This window comes from Paraburkholderia caffeinilytica, from assembly GCF_046030355.1.
In the GTDB taxonomy this organism is placed as follows: Bacteria; Pseudomonadota; Gammaproteobacteria; order Burkholderiales; family Burkholderiaceae; genus Paraburkholderia; species Paraburkholderia caffeinilytica_B.
This window is the reverse complement of record NZ_JAQQCQ010000024.1, coordinates 16,134-37,724: the sequence shown is the minus strand read 5'-3', so window position 1 is coordinate 37,724 and position 21,591 is coordinate 16,134. Positions and strand designations below refer to the sequence as shown.

At 63.1% G+C, this 21,591-nt stretch carries 19 protein-coding genes; 7 read left to right on the top strand and 12 right to left on the bottom strand.

The window, feature by feature from the left end; translation table 11 throughout:
• The first annotated feature begins 98 nt into the window (after positions 1-98).
• Positions 99-1,019 carry a LysR family transcriptional regulator gene (locus PQQ95_RS28980; RefSeq protein ID WP_408443776.1) on the top strand — a complete coding sequence of 307 codons (921 nt, stop codon included), beginning with the start codon at positions 99-101 and terminating at the stop codon, positions 1,017-1,019.
• A 172-nt stretch (positions 1,020-1,191) separates the two neighbouring features.
• Here the strand turns inward: PQQ95_RS28980 and PQQ95_RS28975 are convergent, their stop codons facing one another.
• The 5 genes from PQQ95_RS28975 to PQQ95_RS28955 all read right to left on the bottom strand — a co-directional run bounded on the left by PQQ95_RS28975 (position 1,192) and on the right by PQQ95_RS28955 (position 4,929).
• Entirely contained in the window at positions 1,192-2,376 is a 1,185-nt protein-coding gene (locus PQQ95_RS28975) for an NAD(P)/FAD-dependent oxidoreductase (RefSeq protein ID WP_408443773.1), read from the bottom strand.
• Positions 2,373-2,540 carry a rubredoxin gene (locus PQQ95_RS28970; RefSeq protein ID WP_093639504.1) on the bottom strand — a complete coding sequence of 56 codons (168 nt, stop codon included), beginning with the start codon at positions 2,538-2,540 and terminating at the stop codon, positions 2,373-2,375. The genes PQQ95_RS28975 and PQQ95_RS28970 overlap by 4 nt, the downstream gene beginning before the upstream one ends.
• A gap of 48 nt (positions 2,541-2,588) precedes the next feature.
• The gene (locus PQQ95_RS28965) at positions 2,589-3,656 is read right to left on the bottom strand and encodes a Rieske 2Fe-2S domain-containing protein (protein WP_408443771.1); all 1,068 of its coding nucleotides are present in this window, start codon (positions 3,654-3,656) and stop codon (positions 2,589-2,591) included.
• 172 nt (positions 3,657-3,828) lie between these two features.
• Entirely contained in the window at positions 3,829-4,329 is a 501-nt protein-coding gene (msrC, locus tag PQQ95_RS28960; protein WP_408200794.1) for a free L-methionine (R)-S-oxide reductase MsrC, read from the bottom strand.
• Positions 4,330-4,506: 177 nt separating this feature from the next.
• Positions 4,507-4,929: a TOBE domain-containing protein gene (locus PQQ95_RS28955; protein WP_408443769.1), complete on the bottom strand. Its 423-nt coding sequence runs from the start codon at positions 4,927-4,929 to the stop codon at positions 4,507-4,509.
• Between the two features lie 389 nt (positions 4,930-5,318).
• Here PQQ95_RS28955 and PQQ95_RS28950 point away from each other — a divergent pair, with 389 nt between their 5' ends.
• The 3 genes from PQQ95_RS28950 to PQQ95_RS28940 all read left to right on the top strand — a co-directional run bounded on the left by PQQ95_RS28950 (position 5,319) and on the right by PQQ95_RS28940 (position 9,117).
• Positions 5,319-6,971 carry an SH3 domain-containing protein gene (locus tag PQQ95_RS28950; protein ID WP_408443767.1) on the top strand — a complete coding sequence of 551 codons (1,653 nt, stop codon included), beginning with the start codon at positions 5,319-5,321 and terminating at the stop codon, positions 6,969-6,971.
• 240 nt (positions 6,972-7,211) lie between these two features.
• Positions 7,212-7,697: a VOC family protein gene (locus tag PQQ95_RS28945; protein WP_408443764.1), complete on the top strand. Its 486-nt coding sequence runs from the start codon at positions 7,212-7,214 to the stop codon at positions 7,695-7,697.
• A 208-nt stretch (positions 7,698-7,905) separates the two neighbouring features.
• Entirely contained in the window at positions 7,906-9,117 is a 1,212-nt protein-coding gene (locus PQQ95_RS28940) for an MFS transporter (protein WP_408443761.1), read from the top strand.
• A gap of 85 nt (positions 9,118-9,202) precedes the next feature.
• Here the strand turns inward: PQQ95_RS28940 and PQQ95_RS28935 are convergent, their stop codons facing one another.
• The 4 genes from PQQ95_RS28935 to PQQ95_RS28920 all read right to left on the bottom strand — a co-directional run bounded on the left by PQQ95_RS28935 (position 9,203) and on the right by PQQ95_RS28920 (position 13,844).
• The gene (locus PQQ95_RS28935) at positions 9,203-10,006 is read right to left on the bottom strand and encodes a transglutaminase-like domain-containing protein (protein WP_408443758.1); all 804 of its coding nucleotides are present in this window, start codon (positions 10,004-10,006) and stop codon (positions 9,203-9,205) included.
• A 114-nt stretch (positions 10,007-10,120) separates the two neighbouring features.
• Positions 10,121-11,029: a transglutaminase family protein gene (locus tag PQQ95_RS28930; protein WP_408443756.1), complete on the bottom strand. Its 909-nt coding sequence runs from the start codon at positions 11,027-11,029 to the stop codon at positions 10,121-10,123.
• A gap of 349 nt (positions 11,030-11,378) precedes the next feature.
• Positions 11,379-12,800: an HdeD family acid-resistance protein gene (locus PQQ95_RS28925; RefSeq protein WP_408443753.1), complete on the bottom strand. Its 1,422-nt coding sequence runs from the start codon at positions 12,798-12,800 to the stop codon at positions 11,379-11,381.
• A 120-nt stretch (positions 12,801-12,920) separates the two neighbouring features.
• Positions 12,921-13,844 (bottom strand): recombination-associated protein RdgC, encoded by a 924-nt coding sequence (locus PQQ95_RS28920; RefSeq protein ID WP_408443750.1) that lies wholly within the window; start codon positions 13,842-13,844, stop codon positions 12,921-12,923.
• A 200-nt stretch (positions 13,845-14,044) separates the two neighbouring features.
• Here PQQ95_RS28920 and PQQ95_RS28915 point away from each other — a divergent pair, with 200 nt between their 5' ends.
• Positions 14,045-14,365 (top strand): hypothetical protein, encoded by a 321-nt coding sequence (locus PQQ95_RS28915; protein ID WP_408443747.1) that lies wholly within the window; start codon positions 14,045-14,047, stop codon positions 14,363-14,365.
• A 149-nt stretch (positions 14,366-14,514) separates the two neighbouring features.
• Here the strand turns inward: PQQ95_RS28915 and PQQ95_RS28910 are convergent, their stop codons facing one another.
• Positions 14,515-15,360 (bottom strand): glycosyltransferase family 2 protein, encoded by an 846-nt coding sequence (locus tag PQQ95_RS28910; RefSeq protein ID WP_408443744.1) that lies wholly within the window; start codon positions 15,358-15,360, stop codon positions 14,515-14,517.
• Positions 15,361-15,853: 493 nt separating this feature from the next.
• Between PQQ95_RS28910 and PQQ95_RS28905 the strand changes: the two genes are divergently transcribed.
• A complete protein-coding gene (locus PQQ95_RS28905) occupies positions 15,854-17,134 on the top strand; it encodes an O-antigen ligase family protein (protein WP_408443743.1) in 1,281 nt (426 codons plus the stop codon).
• On the opposite strand, the gene PQQ95_RS28900 is transcribed toward PQQ95_RS28905, so the two are convergent.
• The gene (locus tag PQQ95_RS28900) at positions 17,124-18,203 is read right to left on the bottom strand and encodes a glycosyltransferase family 4 protein (protein ID WP_408443740.1); all 1,080 of its coding nucleotides are present in this window, start codon (positions 18,201-18,203) and stop codon (positions 17,124-17,126) included. The genes PQQ95_RS28905 and PQQ95_RS28900 overlap by 11 nt on opposite strands.
• A gap of 154 nt (positions 18,204-18,357) precedes the next feature.
• Between PQQ95_RS28900 and PQQ95_RS28895 the strand changes: the two genes are divergently transcribed.
• Positions 18,358-19,383 carry a glycosyltransferase gene (locus tag PQQ95_RS28895; RefSeq protein ID WP_408443737.1) on the top strand — a complete coding sequence of 342 codons (1,026 nt, stop codon included), beginning with the start codon at positions 18,358-18,360 and terminating at the stop codon, positions 19,381-19,383.
• A 293-nt stretch (positions 19,384-19,676) separates the two neighbouring features.
• Here PQQ95_RS28895 and msbA read toward each other — a convergent pair whose 3' ends face one another.
• Positions 19,677-21,470, bottom strand: coding sequence for a lipid A export permease/ATP-binding protein MsbA (gene msbA / locus PQQ95_RS28890; protein WP_408443735.1), 1,794 nt, complete (start codon positions 21,468-21,470; stop codon positions 19,677-19,679).
• Positions 21,471-21,591 lie beyond the last annotated feature (121 nt).

Here is a 21,591-nt window from a genome sequence, read left to right as displayed (position 1 = left end):
ACGACCGTTATATCCGCCGATATATTTTGCTCGCGATCCTTCGATCAAAAGCCACCACCCCATTGCATGGATCCGCACGAAACAGGGTCCCGCTTTTCATGTCCAAGGAAGTCATCGATTCGCACCTTCTCAAGGTGCTGCACACGCTTCTGACCGAATCGAGCGTGTCGCGCACGGCAACGTTGCTCGGACAATCGCAGCCGACTGTCAGCGTGGCGCTGCGCAAATTGCGCGACATGACCGGCGATCCGCTGCTGGTGCGCAGCGGCAGCCGGATGGTTCTCACCGCACACGCACTCACGCTGATCGAACCCACCGCGCAAGCGCTGAACAGTATCGCGGCCATTCTGCATCCCACCACGTCGTTCAATCCGGCCACCACCAGCCAGACCTTCCGGATCGGCTCGCCGGATTATCTCGATGCGTTCTTCGTGCCCGCTGTGGTCGATGCGTTTCATCGCGAGGCGCCCGGCGCGAAGCTCGAGTTCAGGCATCTGATGATGGTGGACGGCGGCTACGAGCATGGACTCGAAAGCGGCTTTCTCGATCTGGTGATCGGCAACTGGCGCACGCCGCCGGAGCATCTGCATTTGCAGCCGCTGTGCAAGGACGAACTGGTGTGCCTGATGCGCAACGGCCATCCCATCAAGCCGGGACGGCTTAGCAAACCGGTCTATGAAGAAGCGGAACATCTGGCGGTGATGACGTACAACACGACGTCGTGGGGCACGGTCGATATCGAACTCGCACGCAACGGCCTGTCGCGCACCGTTACCACGACGCTGCCCTACTTCGGCATGGCGCCTTACGTGCTGGCGCGTTCCAATTTGCTGTTCACGACTACCCGCGCGCTCGCCACGCACTACACCAAGCTGTTGCCGCTGCGTATCGAGCCGCTTCCCGGCGAGCCGCAGGCGCTCACCTACTATCAACTCTGGCACGACCGCACGCATCGCAGCGTCGCCGCGATCTGGCTGCGCAGGCTGATCGCCAACGTCGCGAAAGATCTGGCTTCCTAAGCGTTCTTCCTGAACACTCGCCACCGCCGCGCACTTTTTCCCCGCCGATAAAAAAACGCCGCAAGCAAAGCTTGCGGCGCGAATGCGATCATCGGATGTGTTGCAGGTGACAGGCCCTTAAAACACCGAGCGATCACAAAGTGAGGTCGGTCAGACGGAAGATTGTTATGGGTTAGCTAGCGGCCCCCTCTGTCATGGCCTTGATCAGCGCGGCCTTGCCATCGATCGCCGCGCCGAGCAGAGCGAAACCCAATGGACGCTCGCTGGTGGCGTGCCGGCACACAGCGCGCGCCGCGTGTTTCGCCGCATCGGCGGCAGTTTCGATCGACCACGCGCCCTCGCCCTCGGGTGTCACAACGACAGCGGGACTCGCGGGCGTCTTCACGGTAATCGGCATCACCGGGAAGGCGACGCGCGTCGGCTGCCCGGCCAGCGTGCGCGCGAGCGCCCGCGCGGCGTGCATGATCGGCAGGACATACGGCTGCACTTTGCCGTCGATCGCGGCGCAATCGCCGAGTGCGTAAATATCCGGCGCGCTGGTCCGACACCACGCATCGGTTCGAATACCCTGATCGATCTCGAGACCCGCAGCAGCCGCAAGCGCCGTACGCGGCGCAAGACCGACCGCTGACACGACCAGGTCCGCAACGATCGGGTCACCTTCGGCGAAGCTCAGCCGATAACCGTCGGACAAACGGTCGATCCGATCCACACTGCGGCCCGGATGAAAACGGATGCCGCCATCGTCCAGCGCGCGAGCGAAAATCTCGCCCACGTCTTGCGGAAGCAAACGCGCCAGCGGCGTCGAAGCCGGATCGATCAGATTGACCGCATAACCGGCGGCCGCCAGATCGTCGGCGAACTCGCAGCCGATCAGACCCGCACCCAGAATCGCCACCGAGCGGCAACGCGTGAGCGCCAACCTGAAGCGCGCATAGTCGCCGAGGTCGTTGATCGACATCACGTCGGCCGCGCCGTCACCCGCTACCTTCAGACGCCGTGGGTCCGCGCCCGTGGCCAGCACCAGCTTGCTGTAGCCGAGCAACGCATTGTCGACAACCAGCGCGTGCTCGGCCGGCAAAATGCGCTCCACACGCTGATTGACACGAATCCACGCGCCCAGTTGCGCCGCCATCGCCATGGCGTCGAAACTCGCCAACGCCTGCGGCTCTTTCTTCATCGCCAGGGCATTCGACAACATCGGCTTCGAATAGAAACTGCCGTCGTCGCGGCTGATCATCACGATCGGCACGGTGCTATCGAGCTTGCGCAATTCACGCGCGACCGTATAGCCCGCCATGCCCGTGCCGACGATCACGACCGGTTGTTCTTTGTCCTCTTGCTGAGCGGCCGTCATGCAATCACCTGCATTTCAAAGTCGTGTTTACCGGTCGCGCAGTCCGGGCACAACCAGTCGTCCGGTACATCTTCCCAGCGCGTGCCGGGCGCAATACCCGCTTCCGGCAGACCCAGCGCTTCGTCATAGCGAAAGCCGCAGATCACGCATTCCCATACTTTCATGGCTTCTCTCCGAATCACCCATCACCCATTCCGAACCCGCGCCGCGAACTAGCGCACATACGCCTGGCCGAGACCGATCTCAGCCAACGCCCGACGGTAGGCACCCGACGAACGGTCGGCAAGAATCGGTGCTTCCGCCGTACGGTCGATCGGCAGATCTTCCGGACGCTGCTGCTCGACGATCGCGCGATCTTCTTCGAACACCTGACGGTTGAATGCGTAGACGTCCTCGAGCGGCAAATCCTTATCGAAGTTGCGCACGATCGGCACGAACAGACGCGTCTTGCGCGCGGACACCGGGCTCGCGGCGTTCAGGATCGACAGGCGGCCGTTATCGGGAAAATGCACGGTCAGGCGTGCAAAGAACGGCACGTCCACGTCGAAGAAGCGGTGCCACAGATAACCCTCCGGCGCGCGATGCTGCATCGACTTCGGAAAGTTGCTGACCGTGCTCACATACTCCGCGTGCATGCCGCGTTCGCGCCGTTCAACCGAATACTGCGGCACCACCTGGTTCTGGCGATCGGCAAAGCTTTCGTGGTGAATCCACGCGAAATGCGCGACGTCGATAAAGCCTTCGGTCTGACGGCCCGCCGAAGCGTTGATGTCGATCGAGGGCGGCAGGATCTGCTGGAAGTCGGGATCGTCCCAGTTGGGAAACGCGGGCAACGCTTCGGTGCCGCCACCCAGCGAGACCCACACGAGGCCGTAAGCCTCCTGCGTCGCATACGTGACGAGATGCAGGCGCTCAGGGATCGGGCCGCCCGTTTGCGACGGAATGTGTTTGCACTTTCCGTCGCTGCCGTATGCGAGGCCGTGATACGGGCACACGATGTTGCCGTTATCGACCCATCCCTGGCTGAGCGGCGCGCCGCGATGCGGACAGATATCGCGCGCGCTCACCAGTTGGCCGTTCGAGCGGAATACGACCAAAGGCTCGTCGAGCAGCGTCACGCTGATGGGTTTGTCGGTCACGTCGGCGGCGAACGCCACCGGATGCCAGTAGCGGCTGAGAATCTCCCAATCGTGGCTATCGAAGGTGCAATTACGGGGTAAAGCGGGGAAACGTTGAAATGTCAGCGGGGCAGCGGTGGCCGTTGCGGTGGCGGAACTCATGCATGTCTCCAAAACCTGGTGGGGGTTCGTCGCGCTCCTGTGTTTTCCTGAGCGCGTGGAGAGAACGATAGCGGGATGAGGTCCGCCGACCCATCCCCTGAAATGCATCTAGTCTATGTACGAAAAAGCATAGGGTGCCACCGCGGCGCTGGATCAGCGCTTTCGGAAACGCCTACGATGCGCGCGGCAATGCGGCTTCGATAAACACCGCGCACAGTGCTTCCATGCCCTTCGCGTCTTCTTCGTCGAAGCGTGCGACAACCGGGCTATCGACATCCCACACGCCGATCAGCGTGCCGTCCGGTGCGACGAGCGGCACGACGATTTCCGATTGCGAGGCCGAATCGCAGGCGATATGGCCCGGGAATTCATGCACGTCGCGCACCACCTGCGTCTGACGGGTTTGCGCAGCGGTACCGCACACGCCCTTGCCGAGCGCGATGCGCACGCATGCGGGCTTGCCCTGGAAGGGCCCGACCACCAGTTCGCGGCCATCGTGGAAATAGAAACCGGCCCAGTTCAGATCGCTCAGCGAATGAAACACGAACGCGGAAAAATTCGCGGCGTTGGCGATCCAGTCTGTTTCACCGGCGAGCAGCGAACGGGCCTGGGCGACCAGTTCTTCGTATTGCGCGGCTTTGGGAAGATGCGAGGCGGAGGAAACTTCGAACATGACGGCGTCCGTAATGAAAGCGGAAAGGAAAACGGCGAGGCATGCAGTGTAAATCAAGCCGCCGTTTCCTTCACGGCACGCCCCGCTGCGCGCGCCGCCCTGTTTCCGTCCGCTCCATGTGCGGCCTGATGGCGTTGTCCAGACGTCGAGCCGGCGAACAACGCCATGCATCGATCGTTATTCGACGCCGATGATCACGCTCGATGCCTTGAAAATCGCCGTCGCCGCCTTACCGTTCGCGAGGCCGAGGCGGTCGACGCTCTCGTTGGTGATGATCGCGGCGATTTGCGCGCTGCCCGCGCTGATCGTCACTTCCGAATTCACCGCGCCCTTGGTGACCGCCGACACCGTACCGGCGATGCAATTGCGTGCCGACACCTGGCTCTTCGCCACGTCGACCATTACGATCACCGACGACGCCTTGACCAGCGCGAAGGCCTTCTTGCCGGCGGCGAGGCCGAGCGACGTCGCGCTGCCGTGCGTGATGATCGCGACGATCTCGAGACCGTCCTGGGTGCGCAACGTGACTTCGTCGTTCACGGCACCGTGTTTGACTTCGGCGACTTCGCCGGCGAATTGATTGCGTGCGCTGGTTTGCATGGTGTTCTCCTTGTTGTGGAGCCTCGTGAAAGGCGCTTCGAGGCGATGTGTCGAGTGTAAAGAAACGCTTCGCCGCTGCGGCCACTTGCGCGTGAAGTGCGGTATGGCACAGCCGCTATGAACGATTCGAACCCCAATGAAACCACATAAACGTTGTGTAAATACACTCATAACGCGGCAAAGGCATGGCGTGGGTGGCTGGCTTCGATTGGCCTCGATTGGCTTCATATCCCGCCATGTCGCGAAACGTTGCCCTCGGGCCTGCGCGGCGTATCAGCGTGAGAAACCCCGCCGCCGGCTCGTTACGCGGCGGTGCAACGGGCATCCACTGGCCGCCCCACCACGCGACACCGTATCATCGTGCCCTTGGACCATCACCGTCGAACTCCATGCCTGTCGCCGTCCTGCCCCGCCTTGCCGCACGCGTCGCCACACACTTCGCAGCCCGATCGCCGCACGCCCGCTGCCGTGCCGCCGCGTTATGCGCTGCCCTCGCGGCCGTGGTCCTCGCCGGCTGCAGCAATCCATCGCCGACCCACGAGGCCCATGCGAGCGTCGACACGGTCACGCTGTTCCCGATCGCCAATTACGACCAGAACGTCGACCACTGGCTCGAACCGGACAGCCCCGGCTACGACCAGCCGTTCCTGAGCCCCGCGGATCAACAGGCGCAGTTCAGCGCCCTCTACGCGCGCTATTTCGGCACCGGCACGACCGCGCCGTCGCCGTGGAATTCGGCTTACGTGGCGATGCGCGTCTATCGCCAGCAAGGCGCGGACATTGCCGCGCTGCAGCAGCGCCGCCTCGACAAGTTCGACAACACCGGCAAGCGCGGCGCGGCGATCGGCTACGGCGAGAACTTCCGGCCGCACGACAAGGCATGGATCGACGCCATCGCGCAAAACATGGCGGTCGGCCAGTTCACGCAGGAGGCCGTCTACAAGCCCGAGCGCCGCGCGATTGCCACCAGCAACCTGATGGTGCGCGAACTGCCGACCACGGACCCGTCGTTCTACGATCACCACCTCGCCGGCGAAGGCTATCCGTTCGACAACCTGCAGATCTCCGCAGTCCGTCCAGGCACGCCGCTGTATGTGCTGGGCAGCAGCGTCGATGGCGGGTGGCGCTACGTGCAGACGCCCGACGTGCAAGGCTGGGTGCGCAGCGAAGGCGTCGGCCTGACCGACGACGCCTTCGTCGACACATGGCGCGCCGCCACCGCAAAGTCGCTAGGCGCGGTGACGGTCGCATCGGCGCCGGTGCGCGACAGCCGCGGCGTGTTCCGCTTTGACGCGCCCGCCGGCACGTTGCTGCCGCTCGGCCCGGACACCGCCACGCGGCCCGCATCACAGCCCCATAAAACGGCAAGCGAAGCCGCCGACGCCCTCGCCTCCCGCAAACTCTTCGTTCCGGCCCGCGATGCGGACGGCCAGGCGATCATCCGCATCGCCCGGCTGAGCGACGCGCAGATCGCCCCGATGCCGCTCGCCGCCACCCCGCGGCATCTCGCGATGCTGATGAAAACGCTGATCGGCCGGCCATATGGCTGGGGCAATAGCGGCCTGTACAACGACTGTTCGTCTGAGCTGCAAAGCATCTTCGCGACGTTCGGCGTGTGGCTGCCACGCCATTCGTCGACGCAGATGAGTGCCGGCCGCATGATCGATCTGTCCGCGTCGACGCCGGCGCAACGGCTCGACTACCTCGCCCAGCATGGCGAACCGTTGCGCACGCTGATCTACATCGGCGGCCACGTGATGCTGTATATCGGCAACACGACCCGCAACGGCGTCGCGGTGCCGGTGGTCTACCAGGACGTGTGGGGCTTGCGTCCGGCCGACAATAGCCGGCGCGCGGTGATCGGCGGCTCGGTGATCCTGCCGCTGTTCGAACACATTCCGGAAGACGCGACGTTGCAATCGCTCGCGGCAACCCCGACGTTCCAGATCAGCATCCTCGGCGCGCCGGGCGGCGGTGCGGCGACGCCATCAACACCGTCCGCGCCCGCCGCGCCGCCCGACGACGACAATCCGGCCGGTTGACATAGGGTCGCAAGACGATCCAGCCGATTGGGCCTGCGCCACGCCCCTGTGCCGCAGGTCCATACCCGTGCTCGCGCCACGCAAACGTCCGCGCCTGCTCCCGCATCGCACGGCCGTGCTTAAAAAATATTTTTCCCGGAGTGTCGATTCAACGGTGATGCACTCGTCGTAACGTTGAAGGCCTAGCTCACGCAGCCGGTCTTTCAACTCACGAACCTGTTACTTCAAGGAGTCGCCGTCATGTCCAGCCCCGCTGTCAAACCGATCCCGGACGGGATGCACTCGCTTACTCCGTATCTGATTTGCGCCAATGCCGCGGAAGCCATCGCGTTCTACACCAAGGCTTTCAACGCCGTCGAGCAATACCGTCTGCCCGGGCCGGGTGGCAAAGTGATGCACGCCTGCCTGAAGATCGGCGACTCCATGCTGATGCTGACCGACGAATGGCCCGACCACAACGCGTTCGGCCCGAACGCGCTGAAAGGCACGCCGGTCACGATTCACTACTACGTCGAAGACGTCGACGCCAGTTTCAAGCAGGCCGTCGAGGCCGGCGCAACCGTCGCGATGCCGGTTGCCGACATGTTCTGGGGCGACCGCTACGGCCAGTTGAAGGACCCGTTCGGCCACAGCTGGTCGCTCGCCACGCACAAGCGCGACCTGACCCCGGAACAGATTCAGCAAGGCATGCAGGGTATGCAAGGCGCGGAGTGCGGCGCGCAATAAGCCGCCTGGGTCATCCATGAGTCATCCATGACGATGAGGTCGCAAGCAGAAGGCAGCGCCATGTCCATGGTTCGACGGTAACGCGGAAGAAAGCCATCCGCTTTGATACGGGCCCGCCTCGATACGGGCGTCTTCCGCGGGACCATCGGCCGCGCCCGTCGATCTTTGATAGGATCGGTCTCGACCCATAACCGGCGGGACACGATCAGTGCGCGTCAATCATCAGGCTTTCTTCTGCTCGCTGTTTGTCGCGCGTCTCGCCGATCAGGTTCTGCTGTTTCTCGTGCCGCTCGTCGTGTTTCAGACGACACACCAGGTCTCGTGGTCGGGTCTCGCGTTTTTTATCGAAACCCTGCCGCGTTACCTGGTCTTCCCTTTCTTCGGCGCCCTGTGCGACCGCATCTCGCCACTCAAGCTGATGCGCGTGAGCCGGACCGTGCGGGCACTCGTGTGTTTCGGCGGCGTGCTGGCGTATGGGCTGGTTGGCGGTATCGGCTGGTTGATCGCGCTATCGGCAGTGTGCGGTGTGCTCACGAGCCAAGGGCTGGTCGCCCGCGAAGTGATGCTGCCGCAGATCTTCAGCACGCAGCAGTTTCAGCGTGTGCTCGCCTACTCGCAGTTGGCCGACCAGTTGGGTTTCGTACTCGGCCCCATGCTGGCCGCATTGCTGCTCGGCGTGTGGCGCTGGGAGTGGGTGGTGGGCGCAACCGGCGTGCTGTTTCTGCTCGCCGACGCGGCGCTGCTACTGTGGCAGCGCACCAGCGGTTTCCGCGCTGGCGATCCGCCGCCTGCTGCACCGGGTCACTGGGCGATGCCGCTGCGCATCGCGCTGCGCCATGTGCTGGTGCTACCCGGTCTGAAAAAAGTCGTCCTGCTCGCCGCCGCCGAAAATCTGGTAATCGGCGTGACGCTCGCGACATCCGCCGCGATGGTGACCGGCTTGCACGCGCAATCGAACCACTACTATGCCGGCCTGCAGACCGCCGGCGCGGTGGCCACGGTGCTGATTCTCCTGACGATCGCGCGTAACGCCTGGCCTGCGCAGACACTCGGCCGGGTCGCGTTCGTGTCGATCTGCGCCGGTGGCGTGATCGCCGGTGCGAGTGCGGCGCCCTGGGGCTATACGCTCGGCTTCCTGCTGATTGTCGGCTTCGACAAGATGTTCAATGTCTACATCCGCAGCGCACGGCAGAAAATCATTCCACCCGAGGACTACGGCAAGACGACCGGCGTGGTGATCCTGCTGAACAACATGACACAACCGCTCGCCGGTTTGCTGGTCGGCGTGTTTTCGGCACGGGCACAAACCGGCTTGCTGATCGTGGCTCTTTCGGCGGCAATGGGCTCTATCGGCGTGGCAGTGTCGATCGGCTCGGCGCTGTCGCGGCGGCGCAGACGCTCGCTGGCGCTTGGGGAATAAGGCCGCGCACGGCTGGTCGGCCGAAATTGCGTGTTTTGCGCACGCTGCCGTCGCCACACAGCCGCCACCAGATGGCGAATGAATCCTATATCGCCTCACAGACCACATCGAACTTCATCAACTGCGTGGCCCCAAACGCATTGCTGATCGCAACGTCGGCGGCATCTCGCCCGCGAGCCATCAAAATCCGTCCCGTACGGGGCACATTGTTCCGCGGATCGAAGGTCTGCCAGCAGCCGCCAACGTACGCTTCGAACCATGCGGCGAAATCCATCGTCGCATATGGCGGCGGCGTGCCGACGTCGCTGATATAGCCCGTGCAATACCGCGCCGGGATATTCATCGCCCGGCACAGCGTCACGGCCAGATGCGCGAAATCCCGGCATACGCCCTTTCTCTCCTGCCACGCCTGCCACGCAGTTTTGGTCGGCCGGGCGAAGTCGTAGCCAAACACAATGTGCTCGTGGACGTAGTTGCAAATCGCATCCACCCGACCGCGGCCGAGCGGCATCTTGCCGAACGTCTGCCACGCAAATTCGGAGAGCAGATCAGTTTCGCAATACCGGCTGCCCAGCAGAAACACCAGCGTATCATCAGGCAACGCCTCGACCGGATGCTGTTCGGTCAACGGCGGCCGCCGCTCAGGTTCGGACGACACCTCGAGCACGGCGCTCGTCGACAGTGCAATCAGTCCTTGCGGCGCCACGATCCGGCTGCACAGATTGCCGAAACCGTCGCGATACTGGCTGATCGGCACCGGCGGATTGACCGCCAGCAAATCCGGACTCAGCACGTCCTTCGCATGCGAATAGTGCGTGTTCAACATCAACATCATCGGCGTCGGTTGCACGCACTCATAGACCAGCTCGTAGCCAACGCGCAATTTCATCGTGACGCCCTTTTCCAGTGAAAACATTCAGTTGACGCGCCCGGTAAGCAACCTGCGTTGACACGCCCGGTTAACACGTTCGATTTGCGCAATCCCAGTCATCCGGCGCGCCCCTCATTTACCCTCGGTCACGCTCACATCGACCTGCAAACCGCGAAACGAATGCGGCGCGCCGTGCCATGTGCCCCACAACGGCAACGCCTGGTAGTAATTCCACGCCACCGCCACCCGAATCAGATGGCGATTGCCGACGATGCTATTGGTCGGATCGAAATCCACCCAGCCGGCGCCGGGCAAATAGATTTGCAGCCATGCGTGCGTCGCACCACCGCCTTGTACCGCGTCATGCCCGGGCACGTCGGGTACGAACAGATAACCGCTCACAAAGCGCGCCGCGAGGCCAAGCGAGCGCACCGCGTCCATCATCAGCACCGCGAAATCGCGACAACTGCCGCTGCGGCTGCGCAAGGTGTCGCCGGGACGATGCACGCCCTTCTCCGTGCGGCGCACATAGAAAAACGTGCTTTTTATCTCGAGCGTCATGGCGCGCAGCAACGCCATCGTGCCGCCGCTGCCGTTCTTGCCGCTCGTGCCGCCGCTGCCCGGCAGAGGAACGAAGCGCTGTGCCCATTCGTCGACATCGCGGTCGGGATACTGGCGGCTGCGCGCGTTGACGAGATCGGACGCTTCTTCGTTGGTGTACGCGAAAGGCCAGTTCACCGCATACGGCTCGAGCGCATAGTCGGGTAACGGCGTTTCGAAATGTTCGAGCGTCGCTTCGCTGTCGAAGCGCAATTCGCTCGCCTTGCCCGCGAAACTCGCGACCGCCACGGAGTTGTCGAACACGTCGTGCAGCCAGTGCAGCCTCGACGGCGTCGGCGTAATCACCAACCGGTTCGTGACGAGGCGCAAGTCATGGCTGGCACGTGGGCGGAACATCATCCGGTGTTCGCCGAACCGCACCGGTTCCGAGTAACGGTAGACGCTGACGTGACGCACGGTGAAACGCTGTGGCTCAGTCATCTGACAGGCCGATGGATGCAACTGGATTCGTCCTGAGCATCACGTACACGCTGGTAAGACCCGCTGCCGCAGCAGGCGCTGGGCACCTAGCACGGTTTGATCCTGAAAAGGCCACGGCCAAGGTTCGGCGTGGTGAGGTGCTGTCATCGACCCGCGTTTGCTTTGAGCATACACCCGCCATATTGGTTGAAATCACTCATTTGGCCGGGGGTGCAATTGCATGTGTGAGTTATCAACAGAATCTGTTCGCAAATCTGTGCATAACTATCCGGCAAAATCGACAAGCGCTTGATATGTCTGCCATTTTTACCGCTATGTCGAAGTTGGGCAGGTCCTGCGGCACCCAGCATCAATCACGCACCGCGCCCGTGGCTTGCCCGCGTCCGGCTTCCTGTGAAGCCGGCGCGCCGCGCTCTTCTTCACGCCATTGCTGCCGCGAGTGGACCATGCGGCGCACGGCGAGGCGCGCCATCTTCACCCAGCCCGACGGACGCGGGTCGGCGAGCATGCTGAGTGCGCGGGCATAGTCGAGCGTAAGACCCGGTGTCCACGCCATCGTCGCGGCACGTTTGCGCAGTTGCGCCGCCACCCACAATTCCGGCGTCGTAATCACACGCAAAAATGGCCGCCAGCCGCCGAGGCTGCCCCATACGCGCGCCGACGCGCCTTCGATCGCCGCTTCCAGCGCACGCGATACGCTGCTCGAACAATTGCGGTGTGTCAGGTTGTAGGTCGTGTCCTGACGATAGGTGTCCCAGAAGCGGCGCAGGCGCACCGGATCGTAATTGCGTATTCGCACCTGAACCGTCGACGGACACCACGCCTTCGATTCAGTCGGGTAATCGGGCTGAAACAGACCCGGCACGTCGTTCTCCCGCGTCGCTCGCAGAAGCCGTGCGAAATCGTCAGGCGAACGATCGATTTCGACACCCGGATACAAGCTGATATAGATGCCTTCAGGCGATTCGAGCGCGGCATGCCCGGTCGATATCACGCCGTTGCGATCCACCGCCGCAATATAGCGATCGACAATCAATTGCCGCCGCGCCTCGCCCTTGGACGAGCCCACTGGCGTCCACACATGCACGGTCAACGCGTCTTCGTCGGCGGAAGGCGGGCCGTCCCACTCCACCGCGCCCAACCGGCCGGGCGCGACCGCACTGGCAGCGGCGTTGGCTGCGTCGGCGCGTGCATCATCCGAGGCAACTGCGGGATTCGACGCGAGACGTCGCACACGCATGCTCAGCAAAATCATGTTCCAGCCGCCGAATATCAGGCCGAGGCCGAGACAGTACGGCACGGTGCCCACATAGTGCGTCGGATAAGGCTGATAGAAGAAAATCGCCAGCGCGATTTCAACGCCCCCGCCGATCATCGCGAGCCGCCACGTGCGATAACGAACGACTTTCGCGGAAACGATCTGCAGCAGGCCGTCGGCCAGAAAGAGCGTGCCGAAGATCATCGACAGAATGAAGTTGCCGTGATGATGGCCGGCGAGAATCAGCGCCGCCGCAACGCAGAACGCGAGGCCCTTGACATAGCGCAGCGTGCGTTGCCCGCCCATGCCGGTCCAGGCGACGGCCAGCGTGGCGAGCCCTTCGAGCAGCAGCAGTAATGCAAATGGCGTGATCGGAAAATAGAGCGCGCTGTCGAGTGCGTCGATGAACACCACCACGCCGAGTACCAGGCTTATCCATCCGGCAAGCTGCAACGAGCGCCAGCGCGTGCGCAGGTAATCGACACCCAGCAGGATCATAACCAGTCGAACCATTGCAAGCCCTCCGTGATCGATACGCCTTTCAGCGCAATCTTAACCATATTCACGGCGCCGGCGCGCAGCGTTCTCGACGCGCCGGCCTACAACGGATAACCCAGCTCAGGCAAATGTCACTCAGGCAGCCGCGGCTTGCGGCAATTCCATACCCTGCTCGCCGCCCAATGCGTCGAGCAGATCGCATAGCATGCGGTCGAGTTCGGCGGTCATCAGCGTGACGTCGGAATCGAAGCGCTCGTCGTCGTTCTGAGCGGTGGGATCGCTCGCTTCCTTGAGCACGTCGAGCGGAGCGATCCGCTTGATCGTGAGCGAAGGCGTCAGCACGAACGACACGCGATCGTTCCACGTCATCGCGAGCCGCATGCATTGTTTGCCGGCTTCGATATGGCGGCGCATATCTTCGGCATCCAAAGTATGTCCCACGTAGCGCACCGTCGCGTTGCCTTCCGACGGCGAGCGCAATTCGGTGTCCTGGTCGAGCGTGAAGCCTGCGGGACCTTCGCCGGAAAGCAGCCATTCAGTCATCGCGGCAACCGGCGATTGCGTGACGCGCACGGTGCCGAGCGGCAGTTGATCGATCGATTTCACCAGCAGGCCGCGCACTTCGTCGGCGACCGCTTGCGATCCCGCGTCGATCACGAGCCAGCCGTTCCGGGTATCGATCCACACGCGCGTATCGCGGCGGATGCTGAAGGCGCGCGGCAGCAGTTCGTCGGTCACCTGCTCCTTGAGTTCGCGCATCTGCTTACGGCCTGGTTTGAAACCCTGCTGCTCTTCGAGTTCGAGCGCACGCGCCTTGGTCACCTGCGTGACGACCGAAGCGGGCAGCAGTTTTTTCTCGGCGCGAAACACCAGCAGCATCTGGCCATTGAGCGAATACACCAGCGAGTCGTTGTCGCGCGGCGACGCCCAGCCGTGGCTTTGCATCTCGACGCTGTTGCCGGGTGCGAACGCGTGCGGCGCGAGCCATTTCTCCATGTGTTCAGGGGTGACGGACCACGGAGCGGGAAGACGGTGCAACTGAAGGTTTTTGAACCACATTGGCGGGGTCTTGTATGGGCAAAGCGCGTCATTCTATCTGACATGGCGAAGATGACGCGGGCGGGCGCGTACTCGCACGCCCAGCGTTGAACGGCGCCATCGTCATGGTCGTTTTCAAATAAAACCCGGGTCTTTGAGCGCACTCGGCGCTCAAATCACCTATTCTTTTTTAGAATCGCACGACAAAGACGGAGGCGGCCATGGCCGATGAAACCGCACCCTGGCAGATGGTGGAGTACGAGGGTTTCGAAATTCACGTGGCACCCTTCCCGAAAAATCCGCCCGACGAAACGAGGCCGTCAGCCATGCCGGATAACCGCTATACGTACGTCGGTTATGTGTGCCATCCGGGTGCCGATCCGGCCATCCCTGGACACGCGGTGCCGTTCCATGCGGACGGCGAAGAGAGCTTCGCCGGCAAAGACGAAGCGCTCTACGAAGGCGTGCATGTGGGGCGCAGCATTGTCGACGGTACGCACCCGGATTTGACGGTGCTACCGCTGGTGACGGGCGGCGTCTAACGCGACGCACAGGCCAGCTTGCCCGAGCCGGACAGCGACGATGCTTCGAAGCCCTCCTCTCTTGGGCACGCGCAAGGCCGCCGGTGGGTTTCAGCGGCTACATGCTGGAAAGGACAGCGAGGAGACGCACGCAAGCACGCGCTCAGACTTCAGCTGAACGCCCGCTTGATACGCGACTTGAGCAACGCACGCCGCAAGCGGACGGTCCGCTCGGGTTCGCTGACCGCCTGAGCGCCCTCCACCGCTGTGCCGCGCCGCAGAAAATAACGATCGAAGGTGGCTTGCGTCATGCCCCACTTGTTCAGGAACTGGCGACGCCCATCGTTCTTGACGACCTTGCCGGTGCTCTTCTGCTGGAAGTGGTACACCAGACTATCGCCGACGCCTAGAAACACCCGGCAGCCGGCGTCCCACAGCTTCATCGAGAAATCGTTATCGCTGCTCATGCCAGGGCTCAATTCGCTGCTGTAGCCGCCGACCTTGTACCACCAGTCGCGATGCACGAGTGTCGGCGGCCATGTGGCGCCACGCCAGTCGGCGCGCACGAGTTTCGGCGTGGCGGCCACCAGTTCGTCGGCGCGGAAATTCTCCACGTCGCGGCCGAAGTTCTGCACCACGACGCACGGATTGCCGGAGTCGACCGGTTCGATCATCGTGCCGGAGAGCATGAACAGATTGTCGGCCGGCATCTGCGCGAGACGCTTGACGAGCGCGTCGTCCCAGCCGGGGCAGCAGTACATGTCGTCGTTCATGTAGACGATGTAGTCCTGCGTGGCGCGCGCCGCCGCGATATTGACCGCGTGACAGATGCCGATATTGCCGGGCGACGCGGTGTGTTCGATCCCCTCGTTGCGCACCCAGGCCAGGGTGCCGTCCGAGCCGTCGTTCACGTGCACGATGATCTGATGCGTATGTGTGGAATGCCGCCGCAGGCTCTCGATCACGAGCCGCAGATAAGGCAGATTGTTCCAGGTCGGGATGATGATTGAGAACATCGATTCGGTCCGTTGAGCTTGCCGCCGGCGCTGGCGCGGTTCAATCCCGCATTGGCAGTCCGGCATGGTGCAGTGCAATGCAATTAAATGGCTGCCGTCCCGGCGAGATCATCCGCAGGCGGCGTCGGAGAATCGCTGGCGCGGCGTGTATCTGCTGGCGCCGTGGGAACCTGGCGCCGCCCGGGTGGCCCAAACAGCATCGCCTGTCAGTTCGCCGGGGATTGTACCGCCGCCGCCCGCTCATACGACAAATGCGGCGGCTACCACGGTTCGAAAACCAGGGCGGCCGTCCCCACGCCACTTTCTCCGCGCAAGATGACGCCGATTGCCGCATCCCGTCGACGGTCAACTTGCCGTGTGTTTCGGCAAGCATTTTGCAAGGAGGCGCACGGTTATAATCGCGATCGCTCTACCGTCTTAAAAAATGTACCCAAGGGTCCGGCCAAGGCCACTCCACCACCGGAACGGTAGTGTTCTTACAATATTGTTGCCTATGATTTTTGCTCCCAGTCTGGTCTGGCTCAGCACAGCCCTGCTGTTTTTCGCACCCGCTGTCAATCTCGTATGGCGCGGCGGCACAGGCTACTGCTTCTTCGCCATTCTCGCGTTGGCACTCGGCGCCGCCGTGGCCAACCGGCGCACGCCAGGATACTTCTCCGGCCTGCGCACCTACCGCTGGTACACGATCGGCATGCTGGCTTTTGTCGTCGCCATCGCCGTCCAGCAAGCCCTGTTCGGTTATTGGCTGCCGCGTCAGTTCGACGCGTTGTCGCGCTTCGTGCTGGCCCTGCCGGTCTTCCTGCTGCTGCGGCAATTGCCGTCCCGGCATTTGCGCATCATCGGCTGGGGGTGCGCCGCCGGCGCGCTGGCGGTCGGCATCTGGGCACTCGTCGATCAACCCGCCGGCGGTTGGACGGATGCAAATCGTCTGAACAATTCCTATACGAATGCGATTCCGTTTGGCGATACCGCGCTGCTGCTCGGTTTCCTGTCGGTCTTCACTATGGGCTGGGACAAACCGCGTGACTGGCGCGTGCTGGGGCTTCGACTGCTGGCGCTGGCGGGCGGCGGCTATGCGTCCTATCTATCGGGCAGCCGCGGCGGCTGGCTGGCCGTGCCCGTGTTCGTCGTGCTGCTCGGCTTGCAGTATCACTGGTACGCGCACAAGAAGCGTCTCCTGATCACGACGCTGGCGATCGTGATCGGCGCGGGTGCGCTCCTGTCGACCGAGCGGGTTCAGAAGCGTCTCGGCGAAGTGACGAACGATGTTTCGATGATGCATCAGGGCGAAGACTACACGTCGGTGGGCCTGCGCTTTCAGTTGTGGAATGCATCGGGGCTGATCTTTATGCATCATCCGGTATATGGCGTCGGCAAGGGGCGTCTGGTGGACGAACTGGCGCTGCTGGCCAAGCGTGGCGAAGTGAAGACCGAGATCGTCAACGAGCGCGCCCATAGCGACTTTTTCTCGACCCTCGCCGAGATGGGCGCAGTCGGCGTGATGTGCCTGTTGCTGTTCTACTACGGCATCTCGGTGTACTTCTGGCGTCACAGGCTGTCCAGCGACCCGGCGATTCGCGCGGCGTCCTATGCGGGTCTGGCGGTCGCCACCAGCACGGTGATTTTCGGGCTGACCATCGACGTCCTCGTGCCGATCATGGTGACGGTGCTGCTCGCGCTGCTGATCGCAACGTTTCTCGCGGTGATCGATGCGCGCAAGCGTGAACTGGCTGCGGCCGGCAACTGCACGCGGCGCGGCGAGTTCAACGCGTAAACAACTGGTAGAGCGCGGCGACGTGAGCGTCGACGCTCGGGTCGTAGACCAGGCTGCGCAGCGGCTCGGCGATGCGCGCATTGCCGCCCTGCACCCGCTCCACCGCGGCCTGAATGGCGCGCTCGAAACTCCCCGCCGACTGCCGCGAGAACTCGATCTTTGCGGCGCCGGTGACCGTCTCCGCCGAGCCGACGTTGTCGGCAATCACAAGCGGCGTGCCGCACATCACCGACTCGACCCCCACCAGACCGAACGGTTCGTACGCCGACGCCACCACGGTGAAATCGGCGGCCGCGAACAGCTTTTCGATTTCTTTGCAGTACCCCACATAGCGAATCGTGTCGCTGGTTTTCGGCACCGGCCGGCCGGCCACCACCAGGCACACCGGCAGTGTGGTCCGCGCAAAAAACGCCTCCAGCAAGGGATAGCCTTTGCGTTCATGACTGGTCGACGAAAACACGAAGATCACGCGGTCTTCAGGCAGATCGTACTGGCGGCGCACCGCCGCTCGTTCAGCATCGTTCAGCGGCTGGAAGCGCGTTGTGTCGACCGGTGGATAGAGCACGTCGATACGTTCGGCCGGCACGCCGTAAAAGCGTTGCAACTCGCGGCTCATCAATTGCGAATGCGCAACGATCGATCGCGCGTGTGAATAGACGCGCCGCTCCATGTCGATCTGCCATTCGTCGCTGCGGCGCGTGGCGCGGCCGGCGGCCTCGAGCGATCCCGGATGCGTACCGCCGCACAATGCGACATCGGCATGGGTGGAGTGATTGATTGAAAAGACGCACGCCGGACGGTGCCGTTTCAGCCGCTGCTTGAGCCGCCAGTCGAACGCCAGATTGCGCAGCTTGCGCGGCGCCCAGCGAACATTGAGCGGTTGGGCGTCGATCCACGCCGCTTCCGGCAGCGCGCGGTCGATCTCGCGGGCAAACAGCGTCGGACGCAGACCCATCCGATGCAAGCCGGCAATCACGTCACGCGTGTAGCGTTCGGCGCCGCCGCTGTTTTTCAGCGCCTGGGCGGTCAGGGCGATGTCGGTGACAGGATGCCGGGTCGGGTCGGACAAGGATCGGTTCTCTGTGAGGCGCCCGCGCGGCGGAGGGCCATGCGGTCTGGTTTCCGGGACAGCGGCAATTGTAAAGGATGGCCTTGGGGCGCTACATGACGCAGCCCTCCCGTCACCGATTAGAATCTAGCCGAACCGCATCCCACCCTATTCCATGACCGATAGCCAGTCGACCATTCCTGCCCCCGCCGCGCCGGACACCCGCCACCCGCTGGTATCAATCCTGCTGATCGCCTACAACCAGGAAAAACAGATCGCCGACGCCGTGCGCAGCGCGCTGGCACAAACCTATACGCCGCTCGAAATCATCATCTCGGACGACGCCTCCAGCGACGCCACGTTCGCCGCGATCGAAGCCGCGATCGCCGGCTACCGTGGACCGCACACCGTGATCGCGCGCCGAAACGCGGTCAATCAGGGCATCAGCGCGCATTTGTCGCAAATCGCGCAAATGGCTCAGGGAGACCTGCTGTTCGTTGCCGCTGGCGACGACATGTCCGCGCCGAATCGCTGCGAGCGGGTGGTCGATTTCTGGCTCGCTCACGATCGCCGCCCCGACCTGATCGCCACCGACCTCGCGGACATGGACGAAGCCGGCAACGTCCACGAACGGATGACACCGACCGAACTCGACACCTACCGTAGTTTCGACGACTGGCTCGCCGGCCGGCCGTGGCTCATCGGCGCCGCGCACACCTGGTCGCGACGGCTGTTCGAGCGCTTCGGACCCATGCTGCCGGGCGCCGCCGCGGAAGATCAGATCATGGTGCTGCGGGCGATTCTGTCAGGCGGCGCCGCGAGTCTTCGCGAGCCCCTGGTGCGCTACCGGCGCGGCGGACTGTCACGCAAACGGCGCTATGGATCGGTGGATGAGTTGATTGCGCGCATGCGCCAGAGCAATCGCTATGGGCTGGCGGAACTCGCGCAGTTGCAGCGCGACGCAGAAATCGGCGGGGTGGGCGAACGCATGCGCGCGGCGATGGCGCCCAAGCTCGCACGCGAGCAATTCATTCACGCGATGTTCGAAGCCGGCGGCCTCGGAGAACGGATCGGGCTGCTCACGCGCGGGTCCAACGTAAAGCTTGGGCTGCGCATCCGCATGTTTCTGTACGCGACATGTCCGGCGATCTACGCGCCGGGAATCTGGCTCAAGCGAATCGTGCGGAAGAAGGGGCGCTGAGGTGGCGGCTGGGTTTATTGGCCGTGTTTACCGGCCGTCTTTATCGGCGGCGGGCTGGCAAGCGCCTGTTGGAGGCGCTGTTCGGCCGGTCATGTTGGCATACACGAGATTGGATAGATTCCGTCTGATTCTGGCAAGTTAAGCCGAATCGGGCCAAGTTGGGCTGAATCCGGGCTGAATCAAACTGAATTCCGGCAAATCCGGTCGAATTGGGCCGTGCCAAACAGGCACGGGCCAAGCCAAAGCAGACCGAATCGGCCCGACCGGGTCGAGTCAGACCCAACGCAGCCTGATCAGGCTGCGTCCTGCTGGAACTGAATGCGGTGCAGATGCGCGTACAACCCGCCCTGCGCCAGCAACTCGCGATGGCTGCCGCGCTCGACGATCCGCCCTGCTTCCATCACCAGAATCCGGTCGGCGCGCTCGATGGTCGACAACCGGTGTGCGATCACGAGCGTGGTCCGCCCCTTCATCAAGGTTTCCAGCGCCGCCTGCACGTGGCGTTCGGATTCCGAATCCAGTGCCGAAGTGGCTTCGTCGAGAATCAGGATCGGCGCGTCCTTGTAGATCGCGCGCGCAATCGCCAGACGCTGGCGTTGGCCGCCCGAGAGCATCATGCCGTTGTCGCCGACCAGCGTATCGATGCCATTGGGCATCGCCTCGACGGTGTCCCACAGGTTCGCCGCGCGCAGCGCCGCCTTGACCTTGTCCGGATCGGCCGGCTGGCCATACGCGACGTTGTTGGCCACGGTGTCGTTGAACAGCACCACGTCCTGGCTCACCATCGCAATCTGGCTACGCAGCGCGTGCAGCCCGTATTCCGGCAGCGCGACACCGTCGACCAGAATCTCGCCGCCGGTCGGATCGAAAAAGCGCGGCAGCAAATTCACCAGCGTGGTCTTGCCGCTGCCCGACGGGCCCGCGAGCGCCACCATTTCGCCCGGCGCCACCTTGAACGACACGTGGTCGAGCGTGTGGCGGCTATGCGTGGCGTTGCTGCCGTAGCTGAACGATACCTCGCGGAATTCCACTTCGCCGCGGGCGCGCTCGAGCGGCTTGCCGCCGCCCTCCGGTTCGGAGGGCTCGTCGATCAGGCCGAAAATCAGTTCGCACGCCGTCATGCCGCGTTGCAGCGGCTGGTTCACGTCCATCAGGTGCTTCAGCGGCGAGATGATCAGCAGCATCGACGTGACGAACGCCACAAAGCCACCAACGGTAGTCTGATCCGATGACGATTGCACCACCGCGATCGTAATCACCACCGCGAGCGCAATCGACGCAAGGAACTGCGTCAACGGTTGCGCGAGACCGCCGGAGACGGTCATGCGCATGGCGTAGCCGCGCAGACGCTTGCTCATCGCCGTGAAGCGGTCCGTCTCGTACTGCTCGCCGTTGTGCACCTTGACGACCTTGTAGCCACCCACCGTCTCTTCGACGATGTACGACAGTTCGTTGGTCAGCAGCTGATGCTCGCGGTTCAGGCGCCGCAAACGGCGGTTGATCTTGCCCACCAGCCAACCGATCCCCGGCAGCAGCACGGCGACGATCAGCGTCAGGCGCCAGTTAAGATAGAACAGATAGCCGAGCAGGAAGATGACTGTCAGCGAATCGCGCACCAGCGTGACCATCACGCTCAACAACACGTTGAGAATCTGGTTCACCTCGAAAACGATCGCGTTGATCACCGTGCTCGCGGTTTCGCGCTGGAAGAACGCCACGCTCGTGTGGATCATGCGCTCGAACATCTTCAGGCGCAGATCGAGCAGGATCTTGTTCGACACGTAGGCGAGCAGATAACCGGACGCGTATTGCGACACGCCGCGAATCAGCGCGAGGCCGATCACGGCGACCGGTACGAACCACTTGGCGTTGTCGCTGGCATGCGCGCCGAAACCCTTGTCCAGCAGCGGTTTGAGCAGTGCGGGGATCGCCGCGTCAGTGCCGGCGCTCACGGCCATGGCAACGATCGCGCCGATCAACACCCACAGCAGCGGCTTGATATATGGCCACAAACGCCGGAAGACGACGGCAGGCGACGATGCCTCACCTGAACCGATGGGTTTGCTTAACGTTGGCTTCGCGCTCAAGGAATCCTCTGAGAATGCGGGACAGCATCCGCACAGCGGGCGGAATGCCTGCTGCACGTAAAATTAAATACGGCATTGTAAACGGTTGCGGATTGCGCGGCCGGTAGCAACGAGTTGGCCA